Source organism: Rheinheimera sp. F8, assembly GCF_001518915.1.
This window is the reverse complement of the sequence record NZ_CP013656.1, coordinates 3,995,183-4,012,576: the sequence shown is the minus strand read 5'-3', so window position 1 is coordinate 4,012,576 and position 17,394 is coordinate 3,995,183. Positions and strand designations below refer to the sequence as shown.

General features: G+C 52.7%; 13 protein-coding genes. 10 read left to right on the top strand and 3 right to left on the bottom strand.

Features of this window, described 5'->3' with window-relative positions; all coding sequences use genetic code 11:
* Positions 1 to 144: 144 nt before the first annotated feature.
* A complete protein-coding gene (metB, locus tag ATY27_RS17840) occupies positions 145 to 1,428 on the top strand; it encodes a cystathionine gamma-synthase (protein WP_208931968.1) in 1,284 nt (427 codons plus the stop codon).
* A gap of 5 nt (positions 1,429 to 1,433) precedes the next feature.
* Entirely contained in the window at positions 1,434 to 3,866 is a 2,433-nt protein-coding gene (gene metL, locus ATY27_RS17835; protein ID WP_208931967.1) for a bifunctional aspartate kinase/homoserine dehydrogenase II, read from the top strand.
* Positions 3,867 to 3,906: 40 nt separating this feature from the next.
* Here metL and ATY27_RS17830 read toward each other — a convergent pair whose 3' ends face one another.
* Both ATY27_RS17830 and ATY27_RS17825 read right to left on the bottom strand, forming a co-directional pair.
* The gene (locus ATY27_RS17830; protein WP_208931966.1) at positions 3,907 to 4,440 is read right to left on the bottom strand and encodes a response regulator; all 534 of its coding nucleotides are present in this window, start codon (positions 4,438 to 4,440) and stop codon (positions 3,907 to 3,909) included.
* Positions 4,440 to 5,771 carry a HAMP domain-containing histidine kinase gene (locus ATY27_RS17825; RefSeq protein WP_208931965.1) on the bottom strand — a complete coding sequence of 444 codons (1,332 nt, stop codon included), beginning with the start codon at positions 5,769 to 5,771 and terminating at the stop codon, positions 4,440 to 4,442. Before ATY27_RS17825 ends, ATY27_RS17830 begins: the two co-directional genes overlap by 1 nt.
* 476 nt (positions 5,772 to 6,247) lie before the next feature.
* Between ATY27_RS17825 and ATY27_RS17820 the strand changes: the two genes are divergently transcribed.
* The 8 genes from ATY27_RS17820 to argH all read left to right on the top strand — a co-directional run bounded on the left by ATY27_RS17820 (position 6,248) and on the right by argH (position 14,682).
* Positions 6,248 to 6,445, top strand: a complete 198-nt coding sequence (locus ATY27_RS17820; protein ID WP_208931964.1) for a hypothetical protein — start codon at positions 6,248 to 6,250, stop codon at positions 6,443 to 6,445.
* A 22-nt stretch (positions 6,446 to 6,467) separates the two neighbouring features.
* Positions 6,468 to 7,082 carry a hypothetical protein gene (locus ATY27_RS17815; RefSeq protein WP_208931963.1) on the top strand — a complete coding sequence of 205 codons (615 nt, stop codon included), beginning with the start codon at positions 6,468 to 6,470 and terminating at the stop codon, positions 7,080 to 7,082.
* Between the two features lie 42 nt (positions 7,083 to 7,124).
* On the top strand, positions 7,125 to 8,894 hold the full coding sequence (gene dauA / locus ATY27_RS17810) for a C4-dicarboxylic acid transporter DauA (protein WP_208931962.1): 1,770 nt from the start codon (positions 7,125 to 7,127) through the stop codon (positions 8,892 to 8,894).
* A 269-nt stretch (positions 8,895 to 9,163) separates the two neighbouring features.
* Positions 9,164 to 10,207 (top strand): N-acetyl-gamma-glutamyl-phosphate reductase, encoded by a 1,044-nt coding sequence (gene argC, locus ATY27_RS17805; RefSeq protein ID WP_208931961.1) that lies wholly within the window; start codon positions 9,164 to 9,166, stop codon positions 10,205 to 10,207.
* Positions 10,200 to 10,970, top strand: a complete 771-nt coding sequence (gene argB / locus ATY27_RS17800) for an acetylglutamate kinase (protein ID WP_208931960.1) — start codon at positions 10,200 to 10,202, stop codon at positions 10,968 to 10,970. The genes argC and argB overlap by 8 nt, the downstream gene beginning before the upstream one ends.
* Before the next feature lie 113 nt (positions 10,971 to 11,083).
* Positions 11,084 to 11,998 carry an ornithine carbamoyltransferase gene (locus ATY27_RS17795; RefSeq protein WP_208931959.1) on the top strand — a complete coding sequence of 305 codons (915 nt, stop codon included), beginning with the start codon at positions 11,084 to 11,086 and terminating at the stop codon, positions 11,996 to 11,998.
* Between the two features lie 10 nt (positions 11,999 to 12,008).
* A complete protein-coding gene (locus tag ATY27_RS17790) occupies positions 12,009 to 13,229 on the top strand; it encodes an argininosuccinate synthase (protein ID WP_208931958.1) in 1,221 nt (406 codons plus the stop codon).
* A gap of 67 nt (positions 13,230 to 13,296) precedes the next feature.
* Entirely contained in the window at positions 13,297 to 14,682 is a 1,386-nt protein-coding gene (argH, locus tag ATY27_RS17785) for an argininosuccinate lyase (protein WP_208931957.1), read from the top strand.
* A gap of 69 nt (positions 14,683 to 14,751) precedes the next feature.
* Here the strand turns inward: argH and ATY27_RS17780 are convergent, their stop codons facing one another.
* Complete coding sequence (locus ATY27_RS17780; RefSeq protein ID WP_208931956.1) at positions 14,752 to 17,301, bottom strand: penicillin-binding protein 1A; 2,550 nt, start codon at positions 17,299 to 17,301, stop codon at positions 14,752 to 14,754.
* Positions 17,302 to 17,394 lie beyond the last annotated feature (93 nt).

Sequence of the window (17,394 nt, the reverse complement as noted above, 5' to 3'; positions counted from 1 at the left end):
TTTGGCCCGAAATTTTATCTCTTTATACGCGTATAAACAAACGCTGCGCAAGAAATAATCATGATAGACGTCTAAATGTTTTGACATCCTTTTTCGGCGCTGTATACTTTTAGCCGTCTAAACATCTAAAAGTATGAGGTTGATATGTCCACACGTCGCTCCGCCACAGTTGCAGCCCGCGCCGGTATCGCGCAGGACCCCGCGTATGGTGCCGTGACGCCGCCGATGTATCTGACCTCTACCTACGAATTACCAGCGTTTAAACAGCCGGGAAAATACGATTATTCACGGTCGAATAACCCAACCCGTGACCTGCTGGGTGATGCGTTGTGTCAACTCGAAGGCGGTGCCAAGGCTCTGGTGACCAATACCGGCATGTCGGCCTGTGTGCTGGCGCTACAGGTGCTGACGCCGGACGATACTCTGGTGATCCCGCACGATTGTTACGGTGGCAGCTACCGCTTATTCACCAATCTGGCCAATAAAAAACGCGCCTTTAAGTTAGTGATCGTCAATTTTCAGCAAGATAACTGGGCAGAACTGGTCAGCGCCGCAGCACCAAAACTGATTTGGCTGGAAACACCAAGCAATCCGTTGCTGCAAATCACCGATGTGCGTGCTGTCTGTGACCTGGCGAAAACGCTGCAGGCACTGGTGCTGGTCGACAACACCTTTTTATCACCGGCACTGCAAAACCCGATCGCGCTCGGCGCCGATTTGGTGTTGCATTCCACCACCAAATATTTAAATGGCCACAGTGATATTGTCGGCGGCGCTTTGATTGTGAAAGACGCTGCATTGGGTGATGAATTGAAATGGTGGGCCAATTGTCTCGGCGTCACCGCCGGTGCCTTTGATTCGCATCTGACACTGCGCGGCATCCGCACTTTGTTACCGCGGATCAAAGCGCATCAGGAAAATGCTGCATTGGTGGTGGACTACCTGCAACAGCAACCGCTGGCCGGTAAGATTTATTATCCGGGCTTAAAAGACCATCCGGGCCATGCCATTGCCAAAGCGCAACAACATGGCTTTGGCGCCATGATCAGCTTTGATTTAGCGGCAGATGCCAAATATCTGGCTGTTTTTTTTGCCGCGCTGGAGTGTTTCACGCTGGCACAATCGTTAGGTGGTATTGAAAGCCTGATTTGCCATCCCGGCACTATGACACATGCGTCGATGGACGCCGCCGCGCAAAAAACCGCCGGCATAGGCCCGACATTAATCCGTCTGTCGGTCGGCATTGAAGATCCACGCGATTTGCTGGCCGATCTGGAGCAGGCATTTACTGCCGTTGCAGTGGCAATCCGGGCAGATGGTGGCAACGCCGCAGCAGGTCATGACACTGCACCGGGCGCAGTCAAACCGGCAAACGCACACAACGAACAACAATTCCGGCTGAATCCAGCCCTGGCCGCTTTTTGGTAATGATCATGGCACTACAACAACTTTCCGCCGAGGCCGACAAGGTCATCGTACATAAATTCGGTGGCAGCAGCCTGGCCACCGCCGAACGTTTTCATGCCGTGGCAGATATTCTGCTGCAGCAACCGCAACGCAGTGCCTGGGTCGTCGTATCGGCGCCGGGCGATACCACCGACCATTTGCTGGATCTAATCGCTGCTGCAGCGGATGCAGGTAGTTTTGACACCCAATGGCAGCAACTGTCGGCGCAGCTGCGCTTACTGGTCAATCGGACTCTAACCGCGTTAACTGCACCACAGGCACTGAATACGCTAAATAACTGGCTGGCGCAGCTGCCGGCGTTGGTACAGGCGGGTCAGCACAATGAAGTACTGGCGACCGGTGAGAAATTATCAGCTTTGTTGTTAAGTGCGGTACTGACAGAGCGTGGCAATGAAGCCCAAGCCATTGATGCCCGTGATTTTTTACGCCTTGAACTGCAACCGCTTGGTGATGCGCAAGTACTGTGGCAGCAATCGGCCGCATTATTGGCCCCGCTGCAGCAACGCGGATTTAATGTCGTCACTGGCTTTATTGCCCGTGATGCGCAGCATAACAGCATCACATTGGGCCGCAACGGCAGTGATTATTCGGCGACGATAGTCGGAGCGCTGATCAAAGCCGATGCCGTACATATCTGGACAGATGTGGATGCGATCTACAGTGCTGATCCACGTAAAGTGCCGTCTGCGCGTGCATACCGCCAGGTGCCGTGGCCACTGGCGATCCGGCTGGCGGAGCTGGGCAATCCGGTACTGCATGCCAAAACGCTGAATCCACTGCTGCAACATCCGGCGGAACTGATTGTGCGCAGTAGTTATGAACCGGAGCAACCGGGTTGCCGTGTCAGCCGTCAGAGTGCGATTGAAGTGCAATTTGTCACAGATCTGGCTGATGCTGTGCTGCTGACATTACCGGCGCATTGTAAAGTCAGTCCGCAACAAGCGGCGGCGGCATTACAGTTTCCGGTCTTTGCCGCGCCGGCAACCAACGGCAAACAATGGCTGGTGGCGCAGAAAAATCTGGAAGTTTTGTTGCAGTTCCTTGGTCAGCAACAAATTTACCCACGCGTCAGCTCTGAACAATTTTATGCCGTCGCCTGGCTCAAACCGGCCGCCCGCCAACAACGCCAGCTGCCGCTGCAGGCCGCGCATTGGCTGGAACGGCAACAACCGGTGCATAGTTTCCAGGATGACGAACTGGCATTGTGGTTATTTAGCCCGGCGCTGACGGCCAACGAACTGACCGAATTACACCAGTTGCTGCTGCCAAGCACAGTGCGGCTGAATATTGTGGTGGCAGGGACCGGCAATGTCGGCTCAGAGTTTTTGAGCCTGTTAGCGAAACAGCAACAAGCTTATGCCGGTCAAATTGAATTGCGCCTGGCCGGTTTGTTTAATTCGCGTCGGGCTGAGTTTAGTGACCAGATCAATGTTGCCGACTGGCAGCAAACCTTAGCCACTGCAGCACCATATCAAAAGCAGGATCTGCTGGATTATCTGACCGGGTTACCGGATCCCAAAGTATTGGTCGATATCACGCCAAGCCGCAGTTTTGCCGAAGATTATGTTGATATCGTCCGTACCGGTTGCCATCTGATCAGCGCCAATAAACAAGGCGTCACGCTGCCATTGCCGCAGTATCAGCAGATCATCGCCGCAGTAGCAGAACAGCAGGTCAGCTGGCAGGCCAATACCACTTGTGGCGCCGGCTTACCGGTGCAGCGGCTGTTGCAGGAGTTACAAAGTTCCGGTGACCAGATCCAGCAAATCAGTGGCATTTTCTCCGGCACTTTGTCCTGGTTATTGTGCAAATACGACGGCAGTGCGCCTTTCTCCGAGTTTGTGCTGCAGGCGCAGGCGGAGGGATTAACTGAGCCGGATCCGCGTGACGATCTGTCCGGCAAAGACGTACAACGTAAATTACTGGTGTTGGCGCGGGAGCTGGGTCTTAGCCTGGATATCAGCGACATCGCATTAACGCCGTTGCTGCCGGCCGGTTTGGATACGCTGAGCTGGGACGAGTTCTGGGCGCGTCGGGCCGAGCTCGACAATGCTCTTGCCGATACTTATGCCCGCGCTCAAGCGGCCGGTAAAGTGCTGCGGTATGTCGCAACGCTGACAGTGACTCCACAAGGCCCGCAAGCCCGGGTCGAGCTGCTGACAGTGGCACCTGATCATCCGCTGGCGGCGATCCAGGCCTGCGATAATGTGTTTGTCATTGAGAGTGACTGGTATCAGGCTAATCCGCTGGTGCTAAAAGGGCCAGGTGCTGGCCGTCAGGTCACTGCAGGTGGCATTCACGCTGACCTCGCGATCCTGGCCCGTCAGCAAATTGCCGCTGCCAAAGCCGCCAGGCACAGTCAGGCACAAGCTGCCGCCTGGGCCAATCCGCGCGCCTGAGTGCGTCTCTGATGTTTTGTGAACGACCAGACCCGGCAACTTAGCCGGGTCTGTGTTTCAGCAGCTTGCGCTGCAAGGTACGCCGGTGCATACCAAGTAACCGTGCGGTCTGACTGATATTGCCATCTTGCTGCGCCAGGACGCGCTGAATATGTTCCCATTCCATTTGGTCGGCCGACAATAAAGTCTCTTGGTCTTCAACACATTGTTCGCCCGTTACGGGCCTATTGGGCTCGCTGCTGAGTGCCTGCAATAACACTGCAAAATCAACAGGTTTAGTCAGATAATCGTCGGCGCCAAGTTTTACCGCCTGCACTGCGGTGGCAATACTGGCAAAACCCGTCAGCAACAAAATGCGGCATTCGGGCAGCGCTGCACGCAGTGGGGCTATGTAGTTGAGGCCTGAGGTATCACCAAAGCGCAAATCAATCAGCCAGACGTCAGCTACGGTCGCCAGCAGTTCTGGCAGTGACGGCGGTGTGGAAAATGTATGGACCTGATGACCGGCTGCAGTGAAACGACGCTGCAGAGTGCGCAACAAGGTCTCATCATCATCTAATAAAGTCAGTTTCATCAGACGTCCTTTGCCGGAAAACGGATTTCAGTGATAAGGCCGGCCCCTTCAGCCTGGCGCCGCAACACCTGGCCACCACAGCGTTCAATGGTGCTGTTTGCCAAAAATTGGCCAAGGCCGAGGCCTTCAGCATTGTCATAAGGTGTTTTGCCCAAAGTGGCCAGCTGCTCTGCCGATAATCCCTGGCCGAAGTCTCTGATTTGCAGACTAAATTGCTGCTGGTGCTGGCTTAGCCGGACATCGATCCTCGGTTGCTGCTGAGCCAGACTGGCGTCCGCAGCATTGTCCAAAATGTTAAATAAGGCGGCAGACCACGCCAACGCGTCAGAGATCGGATTTTCAGTATGGTCTGTGTGTTCTTCCAGCGTCAGACTGATCTCGGGCCGGCTCACCAGCCATAGTTTTAAGGCCCGTTGTGCCACCAGACAGAGTGCTTCCCTGGTTTGTGGCTGACGCAGCTGCAGCGCATTTTGCCGCAGTTGCTGGACAATATGCTGACAGCGGCGCACTTCTCCACGCAGGTCAGCCAGCAGAGCGGGATCTGGCGGGCTGTCGCTCAATTCGTCGGTCAACAGGGTCAGATTTTGTAGTGGGGTCGCGAGATCATGTGCCGCGTTCGCCGCATAAGTTGCCACGGCCAGCATCTGTTCCTGTTGATATTGCTGTTGTTGTAACTGGTACAATTCCCGGCTCTTCTGCCGCACCAACCGGGCCTGTGCACTGCCAAAAGCGGCAATAAAAAACGCTGACAAGGCAAAAGCCCAGGCCATTTGCCATAGATGTGCGCTGAATTGTTCAGGCATCCCCAGGCTTTGCTCTGCGCCATCGATAAAAACCTGATGACTGCGGTGCGCTGCATGCGGGTCATAAATCAGCTGGCCGGTGTGCGGATCCACCTGACTCAGAGGCAACAAGATCGCCAGTAGCAGATAGCAGGTAACCGCCAGTGTCGCCGTCAATAAGGCGATGCGACGCGGCAACAACACGGCACTGACAGCGACTGGTAATAACAACAAGGCAATCAGACCATTACCGGCGCCACCGGACAAAGCCAGCATCAGGGTAAATAAGCTCAGATCGTACAGGATCGCCAGTGCGAAGATCCGATGCGGGTGTTGCGCCGCACCAGGCAACCACACCAGGGACAGGTTAGTACAACCGTACAATGACAATAACAACAGCATTAATGGCCAACTGCTGACTGGATAATTAAATGTCCAGGCTGCCAACGCGGCTAAATAAGTTGTGCCGACCAAGCCCCAGCGAAATTTCTGTAATTGCTTGATTTGACTATGAGATTTTGACTCGGGGCTGAGCAGAACGGGCAGCATAAAGCGCTCTCAAAAAAAGCGGGCGCTAAGCGCCCGTTGCAAAAAACTGACAGGTTCAGACTACGCAGTCGGCCGTAAAAAGTCACGGTCCAATGCACGCTGTACTGAGTCAGCATTGACTATATCCGCTCTTTGCACATTGCGTGGTGTGGCATTTTGCCGCAGCTGATGGGTGCAGTGACAAAATCTTGACAGTTAAGCGGCGGCAAAATGCGGCAAGCAGTCCCGGCAGCGGCGGAAAAATATCGCCGCTTGAGGTCGGATCTGTGGCCAATGTAGGCTGATTTGCTGTGTTGTATTCCAGGGTGTATTTTTAAGGAATTGAAATATATAGATAAAATCATATTTTATTGTATTGATGAGCAGCTGGCACTGACTTTGCAATTTCAACTTGCACCCGCTGGATCTGCATGATCCGGGTCAGGGAACTTAGAATCCAAACCAAATAATCTTTACAATTAAGGGATTTACTCATCATGAAATTCAATGCAAAATCAAAACTGTTCGCAGCTCTGTTTCCAGTATCAAAACAAGAACAATCAGCAGAGCTGGTCGAGTTAAATTCAACTGAACTGGCGCAAGTCAGCGGCGGTATTTCACTGAAATCGAACGATGGCGTTGTCAGCGCATTACATATCGGTGACAGCGACGGTCCAATCTGGATCAAAAACTAAAATTTGGACAAATGCAGGTTCTGTGAATCAGACATCAGACTATCTAAGAAATACAGCCGCCACTTTGTTATGTATCATTGCAATGGCGGCTCCATTTTATCTGAACCATCAGCCCGACTTTGAACGACTGATTTCTTTTGGTTCTATTGCCATCATTGCTTTGTTCAGTCTGCAACGCCGGCAGATCCTGCCACTGCTGTTGTTGATCGTGTTTATAAAGTTACTGCAGTTCCCGATCTCTTATTTCCTGAAAACGCTGGATACTGCTCTGGTGTATTACCTATGTTCGGCACTGATAGATTTAGTGATGGCGTTTTGTATCGTGCATTATCATGATGATTCTGCATTGCTGAAATTATTTCGGGCAAAACGTCAGGGTTATGTCCCCCAGGTGTATCTGATGGCGCTGTTGCTGGCTTTTTCATCATTGATTGCCTGTTTGCAGGCGATGGAATACGTGATTTATACCATGGACCCGGCATTTTACGGCGAAAGCAAACCCTGGATTTATCAACATCAGCATGCAATTAAACTGACGCTAAAAACCTTGTTTGAACTCAGTATCTGGGCTTTGTTACTCGATCCTAACCGCTGGAAAATCCTGCAAAAGATCCAAAACAAATTTCTGGCACCCTGATTTTAACCCTACAATAGAGTTTTAGGGTTGTGAGGCTGTCTGATGTCGCACCGTGCTCATTTGTTTTCTTTGCGGTTTTTTCATGCGCTGCGTGAAGCGGCGGCAGAAGGTTATGGTTTTTCCGAGCTTGGCAAAGACATTCTGGCTGGTATCAGCGTCGGCATTATTGCTATCCCGTTGGCGATGGCCTTGGCCATTGCCTGTGGCGTGCCGCCGCAATATGGTTTGTACACGGCGATTATTGCCGGTTTTCTGATCCCACTCTGTGGCGGTTCGCGTTACAGCATCTCTGGCCCGACTGCGGCTTTTATCGTCATTTTATATCCGGTCGTGCAAAAGTACGGTCTTGGCGGCTTATTGCTCGCCACTATGCTGTCTGGCGGCATTTTGGTGGCAATGGCGGTGCTGCGGCTTGGCCGTTTTATCCAATACATCCCTGAAGCGGTGACATTAGGCTTTACCGCCGGCATTGCTGTGGTCATTGCGACGTTACAGCTGCGCGATTTATTTGGCCTCAGTGTTGAAACGATGCCGGAACATTATCTGGAAAAGCTGCAGGTGCTGCTGAAAGCGGCAGACACGGCACATTGGCCGGCGATGCTGGTCGCTGCCGTTACGCTGTGGCTGATGTTGCTATGGCCTAAGCTCGGCAGCCGTATTCCGCCGCATTTACCTGCGGTGATCATCGCCACTTTATTGGCACTGGTGTTAAATCATTTCGGCTATCCGGTCGAAACGATTGGCAGCAGATTTCATTACACCGCGGCCGATGGTTCGCTCGCCGCCGGCATCCCGGATATGTTGCCGAGCCTGCAATGGCCCTGGTTATTGCCGGGCGCCGATGGTCAGCCGTTGGTGTGGAGCTCACAACTAATCAAAGACCTGCTGACGGCTGCTTTTGCCATGGCGATGCTGGGGGCGATCGAATCGCTGCTCTGTGCCATGGTGCTGGATGGCATGACTGGCCGGCGTCATAGTGCAAACAGCGAATTACTGGGGCAGGGCATTGGTAATATCGTTGCGCCATTTTTTGGTGGCATCACAGCAACCGCAGCATTGGCCCGTTCAGCGGCTAATGTCCGGGCAGGTGCGGTCTCACCTGTATCTGGCATGGTGCATGCGGGCGTGGTCCTGCTGGCGCTTTTTGCATTGGCGCCGCTACTCAGTTATCTGCCATTGGCAGGCATGGCCGCGTTGTTATTGGTGGTCGCCTGGAATATGAGTGAAGCGCCTAAAGCATTGCATTTGATCAATACGTCTCCGCGCAGCGACGTATTGGTGTTCGCGGTCTGTTTCTCATTTACTGTGCTCTTTGACATGGTGATCGCGATCAGTTGCGGCATCATCATTGCGGCACTGTTATTTGTGCGCGAAGTCGCCGAAATGACCAAGGTGTCGGACGTGACAGAGAACCCGAAGCTGGTCAGCGAAAAACTGGCACCCGGCCATAAAGTGTTCCGCATCAGCGGACCATTGTTTTTTGCCGCCGCAGACCGGGTCTTTGCTGAACTGGCGTTGTTGAGTAAAGAGCAACAGCAAGTGGTACTGCTGATGGATGGCGTGACTTTGCTGGATGCCGGTGGCCTGGCAGCCTTTGATAAGTTTCTGGCCGCAACGGCTAAAACAGACTGCCACGTGATGCTGGTAGATCTGCAATTCCAGGTACTGAAAACGCTGGCGAAAGCCAAGGTGCGGCCTGTTGACGGTTTATTGTCATTTTATCCAACCTTGCCTGATGCGTTGCGACTATTACCGAAACGCGATCAAAGCTGGTCGCTGTCCGACAGCGCGCTGGATAATCCAGGTCTTTAGCAACATTTAGCAGTTATCAGCCACTCTGCTAAATTTTCATATTCATGCAAAGCACGGTCTGCGACAATAGACCAATGATGTTCCGGGCCTTGCCAACACTGTGTTGGCGGCCGGTGAATCTTTATGCAAGCGCATAAAGTGAATTTGAATAATATAAAAATTCACAAAAACAGCATAATAATTCTTGAAAGTGCATGAAAGCCTCTATACACTGGCCGCAGTTTTTGGTGTGGCCATTTTTTATTTAGCATTTGGAGACTGACCACAAGATGTCATCACAATCTGCCACCAGTTCAGTGATTCGCAGCGCAGTGTTAGGGGCCGCCGGTTACAGCGGCGCCGAACTTTGTGTGTTATTGGCGCGTAACCCTCACTTTGCACTCTGCCACGCCTATGCCTCTGCCGGGCGGCAGGCAGAGTCTTTTTCTTCCCTGTATCCGCGGCATAAAGGCCAGTTGGATTTGTTGGTACAGCCATGGACCGATGCCGAGATCGAGAATATCCGCGGCAAAGTTGATGTTGCCTTTTTAGCGCTGCCGCATGAGGCCAGTGAAGAAGTGGCGCCAAAACTGATGGCGGCCGGCATTGTGGTGGTGGATTTGTCCGGCGCATTCCGGCTGAAAGACCCTGATTTATACCCAAAATATTATGGTTATGTTCACCAGCATCCAGAGCTTATCAATGAAGCTGTGTATTCACTGATGGAATGGCTGGACCAGCCATTACCGCAATTGATTTCTGTGCCGGGCTGTTATGTCACGGCAGCGTCATTAGCGCTGTTACCTTTAGTCAAAGCCGGCTTGTTGGCAGACGACAATATCCCGGTGATCAGCGCGACCAGCGGTGTTTCCGGTGCTGGCCGCAAAGCAGCATTGAGTACGTCATTTTGTGAAGTCGGCCTCAACGCTTATGGTTTTTTTAAACACAGACACAGACCGGAAATTGAACAGAATTTAGGCCGCAAAGTGGTGTTCACGCCCCACCTTGGCAATTTTAAACGCGGCATTCTGGCGACCAGCGTCGTGACGTTAAAAACCGGTGTGACTGCCGAGCAGGTGAAAGCCGCGTTTGATCAGGCATACCTCGGTAAACCGCTGGTACGGTTATTGAGCCAGTCGCCGAATGTGGCGGATGTGGCGGGTACGCCTTATTGCGATATTTTCTGGCAAATCGACGGCGAGCAGGTTGTTGTGGTTTCAGCGCTCGACAACTTACTCAAGGGCGCCGCAGCGCAGGCGATGCAGGCGGCCAACGTCAAATTTGGCAAGCCGGAAACGGCTGGTTTACTTGGCGGCGGAGTCTGTCATGAATAATTCACCATTAGTGCTGAAGATGGGCGGCCGGCTGCTTGAAGATATGCCGGCACTTGATAGTTTATTGACCGTGATTAAAGGCCTGGCCGCGGAATATCCGTTGGTGCTGGTGCATGGCGGTGGTGCTCAGGTCGACAGCTGGCTGGCGACTTTTGGTTTCGACACGCAAAAAATTGATGGTCAGCGGGTGTCACCGCCGGAGCAAATGCCGGTGATCACCGGCGCATTGGCCGGTGCGGTTAACGGCCTGATGGTGGCGCGGGCGCAGCTGGCCGGATTAAACGCGGTAGGGCTGACACTCGCCGCCGGTCAGAGCTTGAAATTTGACGTCAATACCAAACTAGGCGCTGTTGGTATTGCCAGAGCGAACGACGGCACTTTAGTCAACACTTTGATACATAATGGTTTTGTGCCGGTGTTCAGCTCTATTGGTCTCAGTGATGACGGTCAGTTACTGAATGTGAACGCCGATATTGCCGCTGCAGCCATTTGTCAGCTGGTGCAGGGGACGCTGGTGTTACTCACCGACGTGCCGGGCATTCTGGATGGCAATGGTCAGCTGATTAAGTCACTGAACAGCACGCAAGCGCAGGCGCTGGTTGACAGCGGTGTGATTAAAGGCGGCATGAAAGTGAAACTCGACGCGGCGCTGGAAACGGCCGCAGCATTGCGACGACCAATCATCGTCGCTGGCTGGCAACAGCCGGAAGATTTATTGAAGCTGATGCAACAGCAGGAAGTTGGCACTTGTATCAGTTGGTAACCCCACTGAAATCTGTTCTCTAACGCGCGGACACCCTAAACAGGAGAGGTGTCCGTTGCCGGACAGATTTCCTCAAAAAAAGGTGGCCCGTTGCGGCCGTGCAGTGTGAAACAATGAGTCAATTATCGCAGTTACTGTGTTTAGCGGATTTAAGTAAAAGTCAGTTGTCCGGTTTACTGGCGCTGGCCAGTCAAATCAAACAAACTCCGGAAGATTACAATCAGGCACTAAAAGGCAAGAGCATTGCCTTACTGTTTGAAAAACCATCATTGCGGACCCGGGTCAGTTTTGACGTCGGCATTTACAAGCTCGGTGGTCACAGCGTCTATCTGGACCAGCAAAACGGCGCTATGGGTGTGCGTGAATCGGTGGAAGATTTCGGTTCCAATCTGGCGTGTTGGTGTGATGCGATTGTCGCGCGGGTGTATTCACAGCAAACACTGTTAAAACTGGCGTCCAGCAGTAAAAAGCCGGTCGTAAATGCCTTAAGTGACCTGTACCACCCGTGTCAGGCATTAGCCGATTTATTATCCTTGCAGGAAGTGCTGGGCGATTTATCGCAGGTACATCTGGCTTTTGTTGGTGATGGCAATAATGTCTGTCATTCGCTGATGCTAGGTGCCGCCATTTTAGGCATGACGCTGACGGTGGTGACACCACCGGGTTTTGGTCCGGACGCGCATGTGTTGTTAAAAGCGCAGGCCCTGGCTGCGCAAAGTGGCGCTAAACTGACGCTGAGTCAGCACGTATCGGCCGCTGCCGGCGCCGATGCAATTTATACCGACACCTGGTTGTCGATGGGCAATAAAACCGATCCGGCACAGATCGAAAGGGCCTTTGCGCCATTTCAGATCAATACTGCCGTGATGCAGCGCCTCGGCGCCAAACATTTTATGCACTGCCTGCCTGCACATCGTGGTCAGGAAGTGACCAGCGAAGTGCTGGACAGTGATTATTCTCTGGTCCTGCGGCAGGCGGAAAACCGCATGCATGTCCAGAATGCCGTTTTAGTCAGTTTATTTAGTTGAGGTTTGTCTCATGAGCGAATTAAAAAAAGGTGTGAAGAAAGTCGTTTTAGCGTATTCCGGTGGTCTGGATACCTCGGCCATAGTGCCATGGTTAAAAGATAACTATGACTGTGAAGTCATTGCTTTTGTCGCCGACGTCGGCCAGGGCGCTGAAGACTTAGAAGGCGTTGAGCAAAAAGCGATTAATTCCGGTGCCAGCAGCTGCTACGTCGTGGATTTAAAAGAGCAGTTTGTTAAAGAAGTGATTTACCCGACGATTAAAGCCGGTGCCGTGTATGAAGGCCAGTACCTGCTGGGTACTTCGATGGCGCGTCCAATAATTGCCCGTGCCCAGGTCGAACTGGCATTGAAACTGGGCGCTGACGCGCTCTGTCACGGTTGTACCGGAAAAGGCAATGACCAGGTGCGGTTTGAAGGTGCTTTTGCTGCCTTAGCGCCACAGTTAAAAGTGATTGCACCATGGCGGGAGTGGGAATTTAATTCCCGTCAGTCCCTGCTGAACTATCTGGCAGAGAAAAAAGTGCCAACTACCGCGACCGCGACCAAAATTTACAGCCGCGATGCCAACCTGTTCCACATTTCTCACGAAGGTGGCGAGCTGGAAAACCCATGGAACGAGCCGTCTGAGCAGGTCTGGATGTGGACCAATTCTCCGGAACAAGCACCGGATAAAGCCGAATATATTCAGCTGAGCTTTGAAAAAGGCGAGCTGACAGCGATTGATGGCAAAGCGGTGTCAGGTGTGGAAGCCATTGAACAACTGAACAAAGCCGGTTCAATCCATGGTGTTGGCCGGATTGATATCGTCGAAAACCGTCTGGTCGGCATGAAATCACGTGGTTGTTATGAAACACCAGGTGGCACCATCATTGTGGCGGCACTGCGCGCACTGGAATCGCTGGTGTACGACCGCACTTCACTGAAGTACCGTGAAGAAGTCGGTTTGGAAGTGGCGCAACTGGTGTATGACGGTCGTTGGTTCACGCCATTAAAAGATGCACTGTTTGCCGCGTCTAATTCACTGGCAGAGCAACTGACCGGTGACATCGTAGTGAAACTGTATAAAGGCCAGGTGACTGTCGCCAAACGCCGTTCACCAAACAGCCTGTATTCAGAAGCTTTCGCGACTTTTGACGGTGACGAAGTGTATAACCAGAAAGATGCAGCCGGCTTTATCCGCCTGTACAGTCTGGCGAGCCGCATCCGTGCTTTGCACAGCGTGAAAGAATAACGCCGGAACGTGTTAAAAAAACGCCGGGCTTGCCCGGCTTTTGTTCATAAGATTTGTTGAGGTCAGTATGGCGATGTGGGGCGGCCGCTTCCAGGAAGCGAGTCTGGAAGAATTCCGGGCATTTAATGATTCATTGAGTTTTGACTATCTGCTGGCGCAACAGGATATCGCCTGTTCACGTGCCTGGGCCGGTGGTCTGCTGGAAGGCGGCATTATCACTGCGGACGAAGCCAAAGCACTGGACCTGGCACTGGCTGAACTGGCGGATGAAGTCAGCGCCAATCCACAGCTGCCGCTGCAGACTGTGGAAGAAGATATTCACAGCTGGGTCGAGCTGAAACTCGGCGACAAAATCGGTGTGATCGCAAAAAAATTGCACACCGGCCGTTCCCGTAACGATTTAGTTGCCACCGATTTACGCTTATGGAGCCGGTTGAATGCGCAGCTGGTGCAGCAGGCCCTGACTGGTGCTATCGGCGCATTACTCAATTTCGCCCGCTTGCATCACGGCGCTGTGATGCCGGGTTTTACCCATTTACAACGCGCACAGCCGGTACTGGTCAGTCACTGGGCGCTGGCTTATGTCGAAATGTTCCGCCGTGACTTAAGCCGGATTGACGATGCGTTAAAGCGCCTCGACAGCTGCCCGCTTGGTTCAGGCGCTCTGGCCGGCACTGGTGTGGCGATGGACCGGCAAGCTTTGGCGCAGCGCTTAGGCTTTAGCCAGGCTGCACGCAACAGCCTCGACGCGGTATCAGACCGTGATTATGTTGTTGAGTTATCTGCCTGTGCCAGCATCTGTCTGACGCATTTATCGCGTTTATCCGAAGATGTGATTTTCTTCTGCTCGGGCGAAGCTGGGTTCTTTAAACTCGGCGATGCGATTTCAAGTGGCTCCTCTTTAATGCCACAGAAGAAAAACCCGGATGTGTTTGAGTTACTGCGCGGCAAAACTGGTCGGGTGCTTGGGCATCTGGTGGCAATTCTGCATATCCTTAAAGGCCTGCCTTTGGCATACAACAAAGACATGCAGGAAGACAAACAAGGCTTTTTCGATTTAATGAATACCTGGCAGCAATGCCTGCTGGTACTGGCGACTTGTCTGCCGCATTTATCTGTCAATGTGGACCGTTGTCGTAAAGCGGCTGAACTTGGTTACAGCAATGCCACAGATCTGGCCGATTATCTGGTTAGTAAAGGCATTGCTTTTCGGGATGCACATGAACTGTCCGGGGAGTTGGTGTTAAAAGCCGCCGCCAAACAAGTGGCGTTGGAGCAGCTGAGCCTGGCTGAACTGCAGGAAGTCAGCGCACTGATTGGTGAAGATGTTTATCCGGCACTGACTATTGAAGCTGGCATGGCTAAACGCTCGGCGCTTGGTGGGACATGCCCGGTGCAGGTGGGGCAGGCGCTTGCTGCTGCGGAAGCCTGGTTTGAGACCCTAACGGCGTAAGCGAGTATTTTCTGTGATGCATATAACAAAGCCGCACTTGTGCGGCTTTGTTGTTTCAGTTGGTTCGGATTAACGGAAAATATCAATCTCCGCCGGTTTTTGCTGGTCTGGCTGTAATGGATTGACTGGATCAGCATATTGCGTCGGTTCAGTGCCTTGCATGAAATACTCAAACTCGCTGCTGTCGTCGCTGGCCTGCGTCAGCAAACCGGTTTTGCGATCGATGCGCACCGAGACAATCCCCGTCGGGGTTGGCGGGAATTGTTCCGGCACATTTTCCAATGCCAGCTCGGCAAAACTCAGCCAGCTGGGGAGCGCTGAAGTCGCGCCAGATTCGCCGCCAAGGGTTACAGAACGTCCTAACACACTCTCGGAATCATCAAAACCAACCCAGCTGGTGATCACCAGATCCGGTGTAAAACCGCTGAACCAGGCGTCTTTAACATCGTTAGTGGTACCGGTTTTCCCCGAGATGTCGCGGCGTTTTAACGCCTTTAATTTATGCGCCGTGCCATTCCAGCCCGGACCGCCCCAAATAGCACTTTTCATCGCTTCAGCGATCAGAAAGGCATTTTGTGCCGAGATCACCCGTGGCGCATACTGTTCCGTTGGCTTTGGCGGTTCTGTCACTGCCGGATCCGCTGTCGCGGCTGCGACTGTCTCTGCTGCGTCAGTTGCCGCAGGTTGCGTCTCACTGGTGTCAGCTTCGGCTGTGTTGGCGGCCAGTTGCTCGCATTGATCACAAACACTGATGGCCTGGTGTTCGTAAATCAGATTATTCTGGTCGTCAAGAATTTTGGTTATGACATAAGGTTTCACCAGATAGCCGCCATTGGCGAATACCGCATAACCAGTGACCAGCTCCAGCGGGGTCAGTGACGCAGAACCCAGCGCCAAAGTCTGATTGCGGGGCAGATCGTTGGCGTGGAAGCCGAATTTAGCGAGATGGTTGATGGTATGGTCAATACCAACACCACCAATCAGGCGCACTGACACCACGTTTTTCGATTTTGCTAAGGCCTCACGCAAACGGATCGGGCCGTCGTATTCTTCCGGTGAGTTTTTTGGCCGCCAGGCTTGTCCTGAGCCTTCGTCCCATTCATGGATCGGCGCGTCATTGATCACCGAGGCCAGCGTGTAGCCATGCTCCAGCGCGGCGGAATAGATAAATGGCTTGATATTGGAACCGACCTGACGATTTGCCTGTGTCACCCGGTTGAATTGAGTCTGGCTGAAGCTGTAACCACCAACCAAGGCGCGGATCGCGCCGTCTTTTGGATTCATTGCGACTAAAGCACTGCTGGCTTGCGGCAATTGGCTCAGGCGCCATTGGCCTTCCTGTTCACGCACATAGATGAGCATCCCTGGCGACAATACCTGGCCGGCAGCGCTGGGCGCATTGCCTTGACGTTCATTGCTGATATATGCCCGCGCCCATTTCAGGCCGTCCCAGGGCAGTTCGATTTTGCGGCCACCAGAAAGCATCACCTCAGCACTTTGTGCCATGACTTGGGTAACGACTGCCGGTTGCAGTTTTTCAATCGCATCCTGTTCATCGAGATAAGCCAGAATAGCTTCGTCAGACAAGCGCTTTTCTTCTTTAAACGTGATGCTGCCGTCAGCCGCGGTCACTTTTTCGGCCGGCCAGACTGTTTTGAGTGGGCCACGGAAACCATGCCGCTCATCGTACGCATGCAAATTGGTCTGCAACGCGTTGACGGCACGAGTCTGCTGGCGCGCGTCTACTGTAGTAAACACCTGAAAACCTTTTGAATAGGCTTCTTCTTCGCCATAACGGGCCACTACTTCCTGTCGCACCATTTCTGCCAGATAAGGCGCAGATGCGGTAACCTGGGCGCCGTGCAGTTTCGAAATAATCGGCGACTGAATCGCCTCGTCATATTCCTGCTGGGTGATATATTTCTCTGCCAGCATCCGGCCGAGCACAATATTGCGGCGGGCGCGGGCGCGACTTGGTGAGCGCACCGGGTTCAATACGGACGGCGCTTGCGGTAAACCGGCAATAATGGCAATTTCTGACAGGGTCAGATCCTGAATATTCTTGCCGAAATACACTTGGGCTGCAGCACCGACGCCAAAAGCGCGCTGACCCAGTTCAATCCGGTTCAGATAGAGTTCTAGGATTTCGTCTTTGCTCAGCAGCTCTTCGATATGGATCGCCAGAAAAGCTTCTTTGACCTTGCGGATGATTTTCTTTTCGCGACTTAAAAAGAACAACCGTGCCAGTTGCTGCGTAATCGTTGAAGCACCCTGGCTATAGTCGCCGGTGGTGGCCACAACCGAGGCCGCACGCATCACGCCAATCAAATCAATACCCGGATGCTCATAGAAGCGTGAGTCTTCGGTGGCCAACACTGCTTTTATCAGCATCGGTGGCATTTCGTTTAGTTTAAGCGGGATCCGGCGTTTTTCACCAAATTGGGAAATTAATTCGCCGTCCTGACTGAAAACCCGCATCGGTGTTTGCAGGCGTACATCTTTCAGCGTTTCGACGCTCGGCAGGTCGTTTTTCAGCACCAGATAAGTGATGGCAACGCTAAGTACGCCTAAGGTCAGACAACTCAACAGGATAATGACAAGTTTTTTAAGCCAAGACACTGAATAGCCCCAATTTTTGCTGCCCTTTACCAAAATAGGCTGCTAGTATAAATTCATTAGTAGTTGTTGAAGCACGTTGTTTCTCGTGCAAAA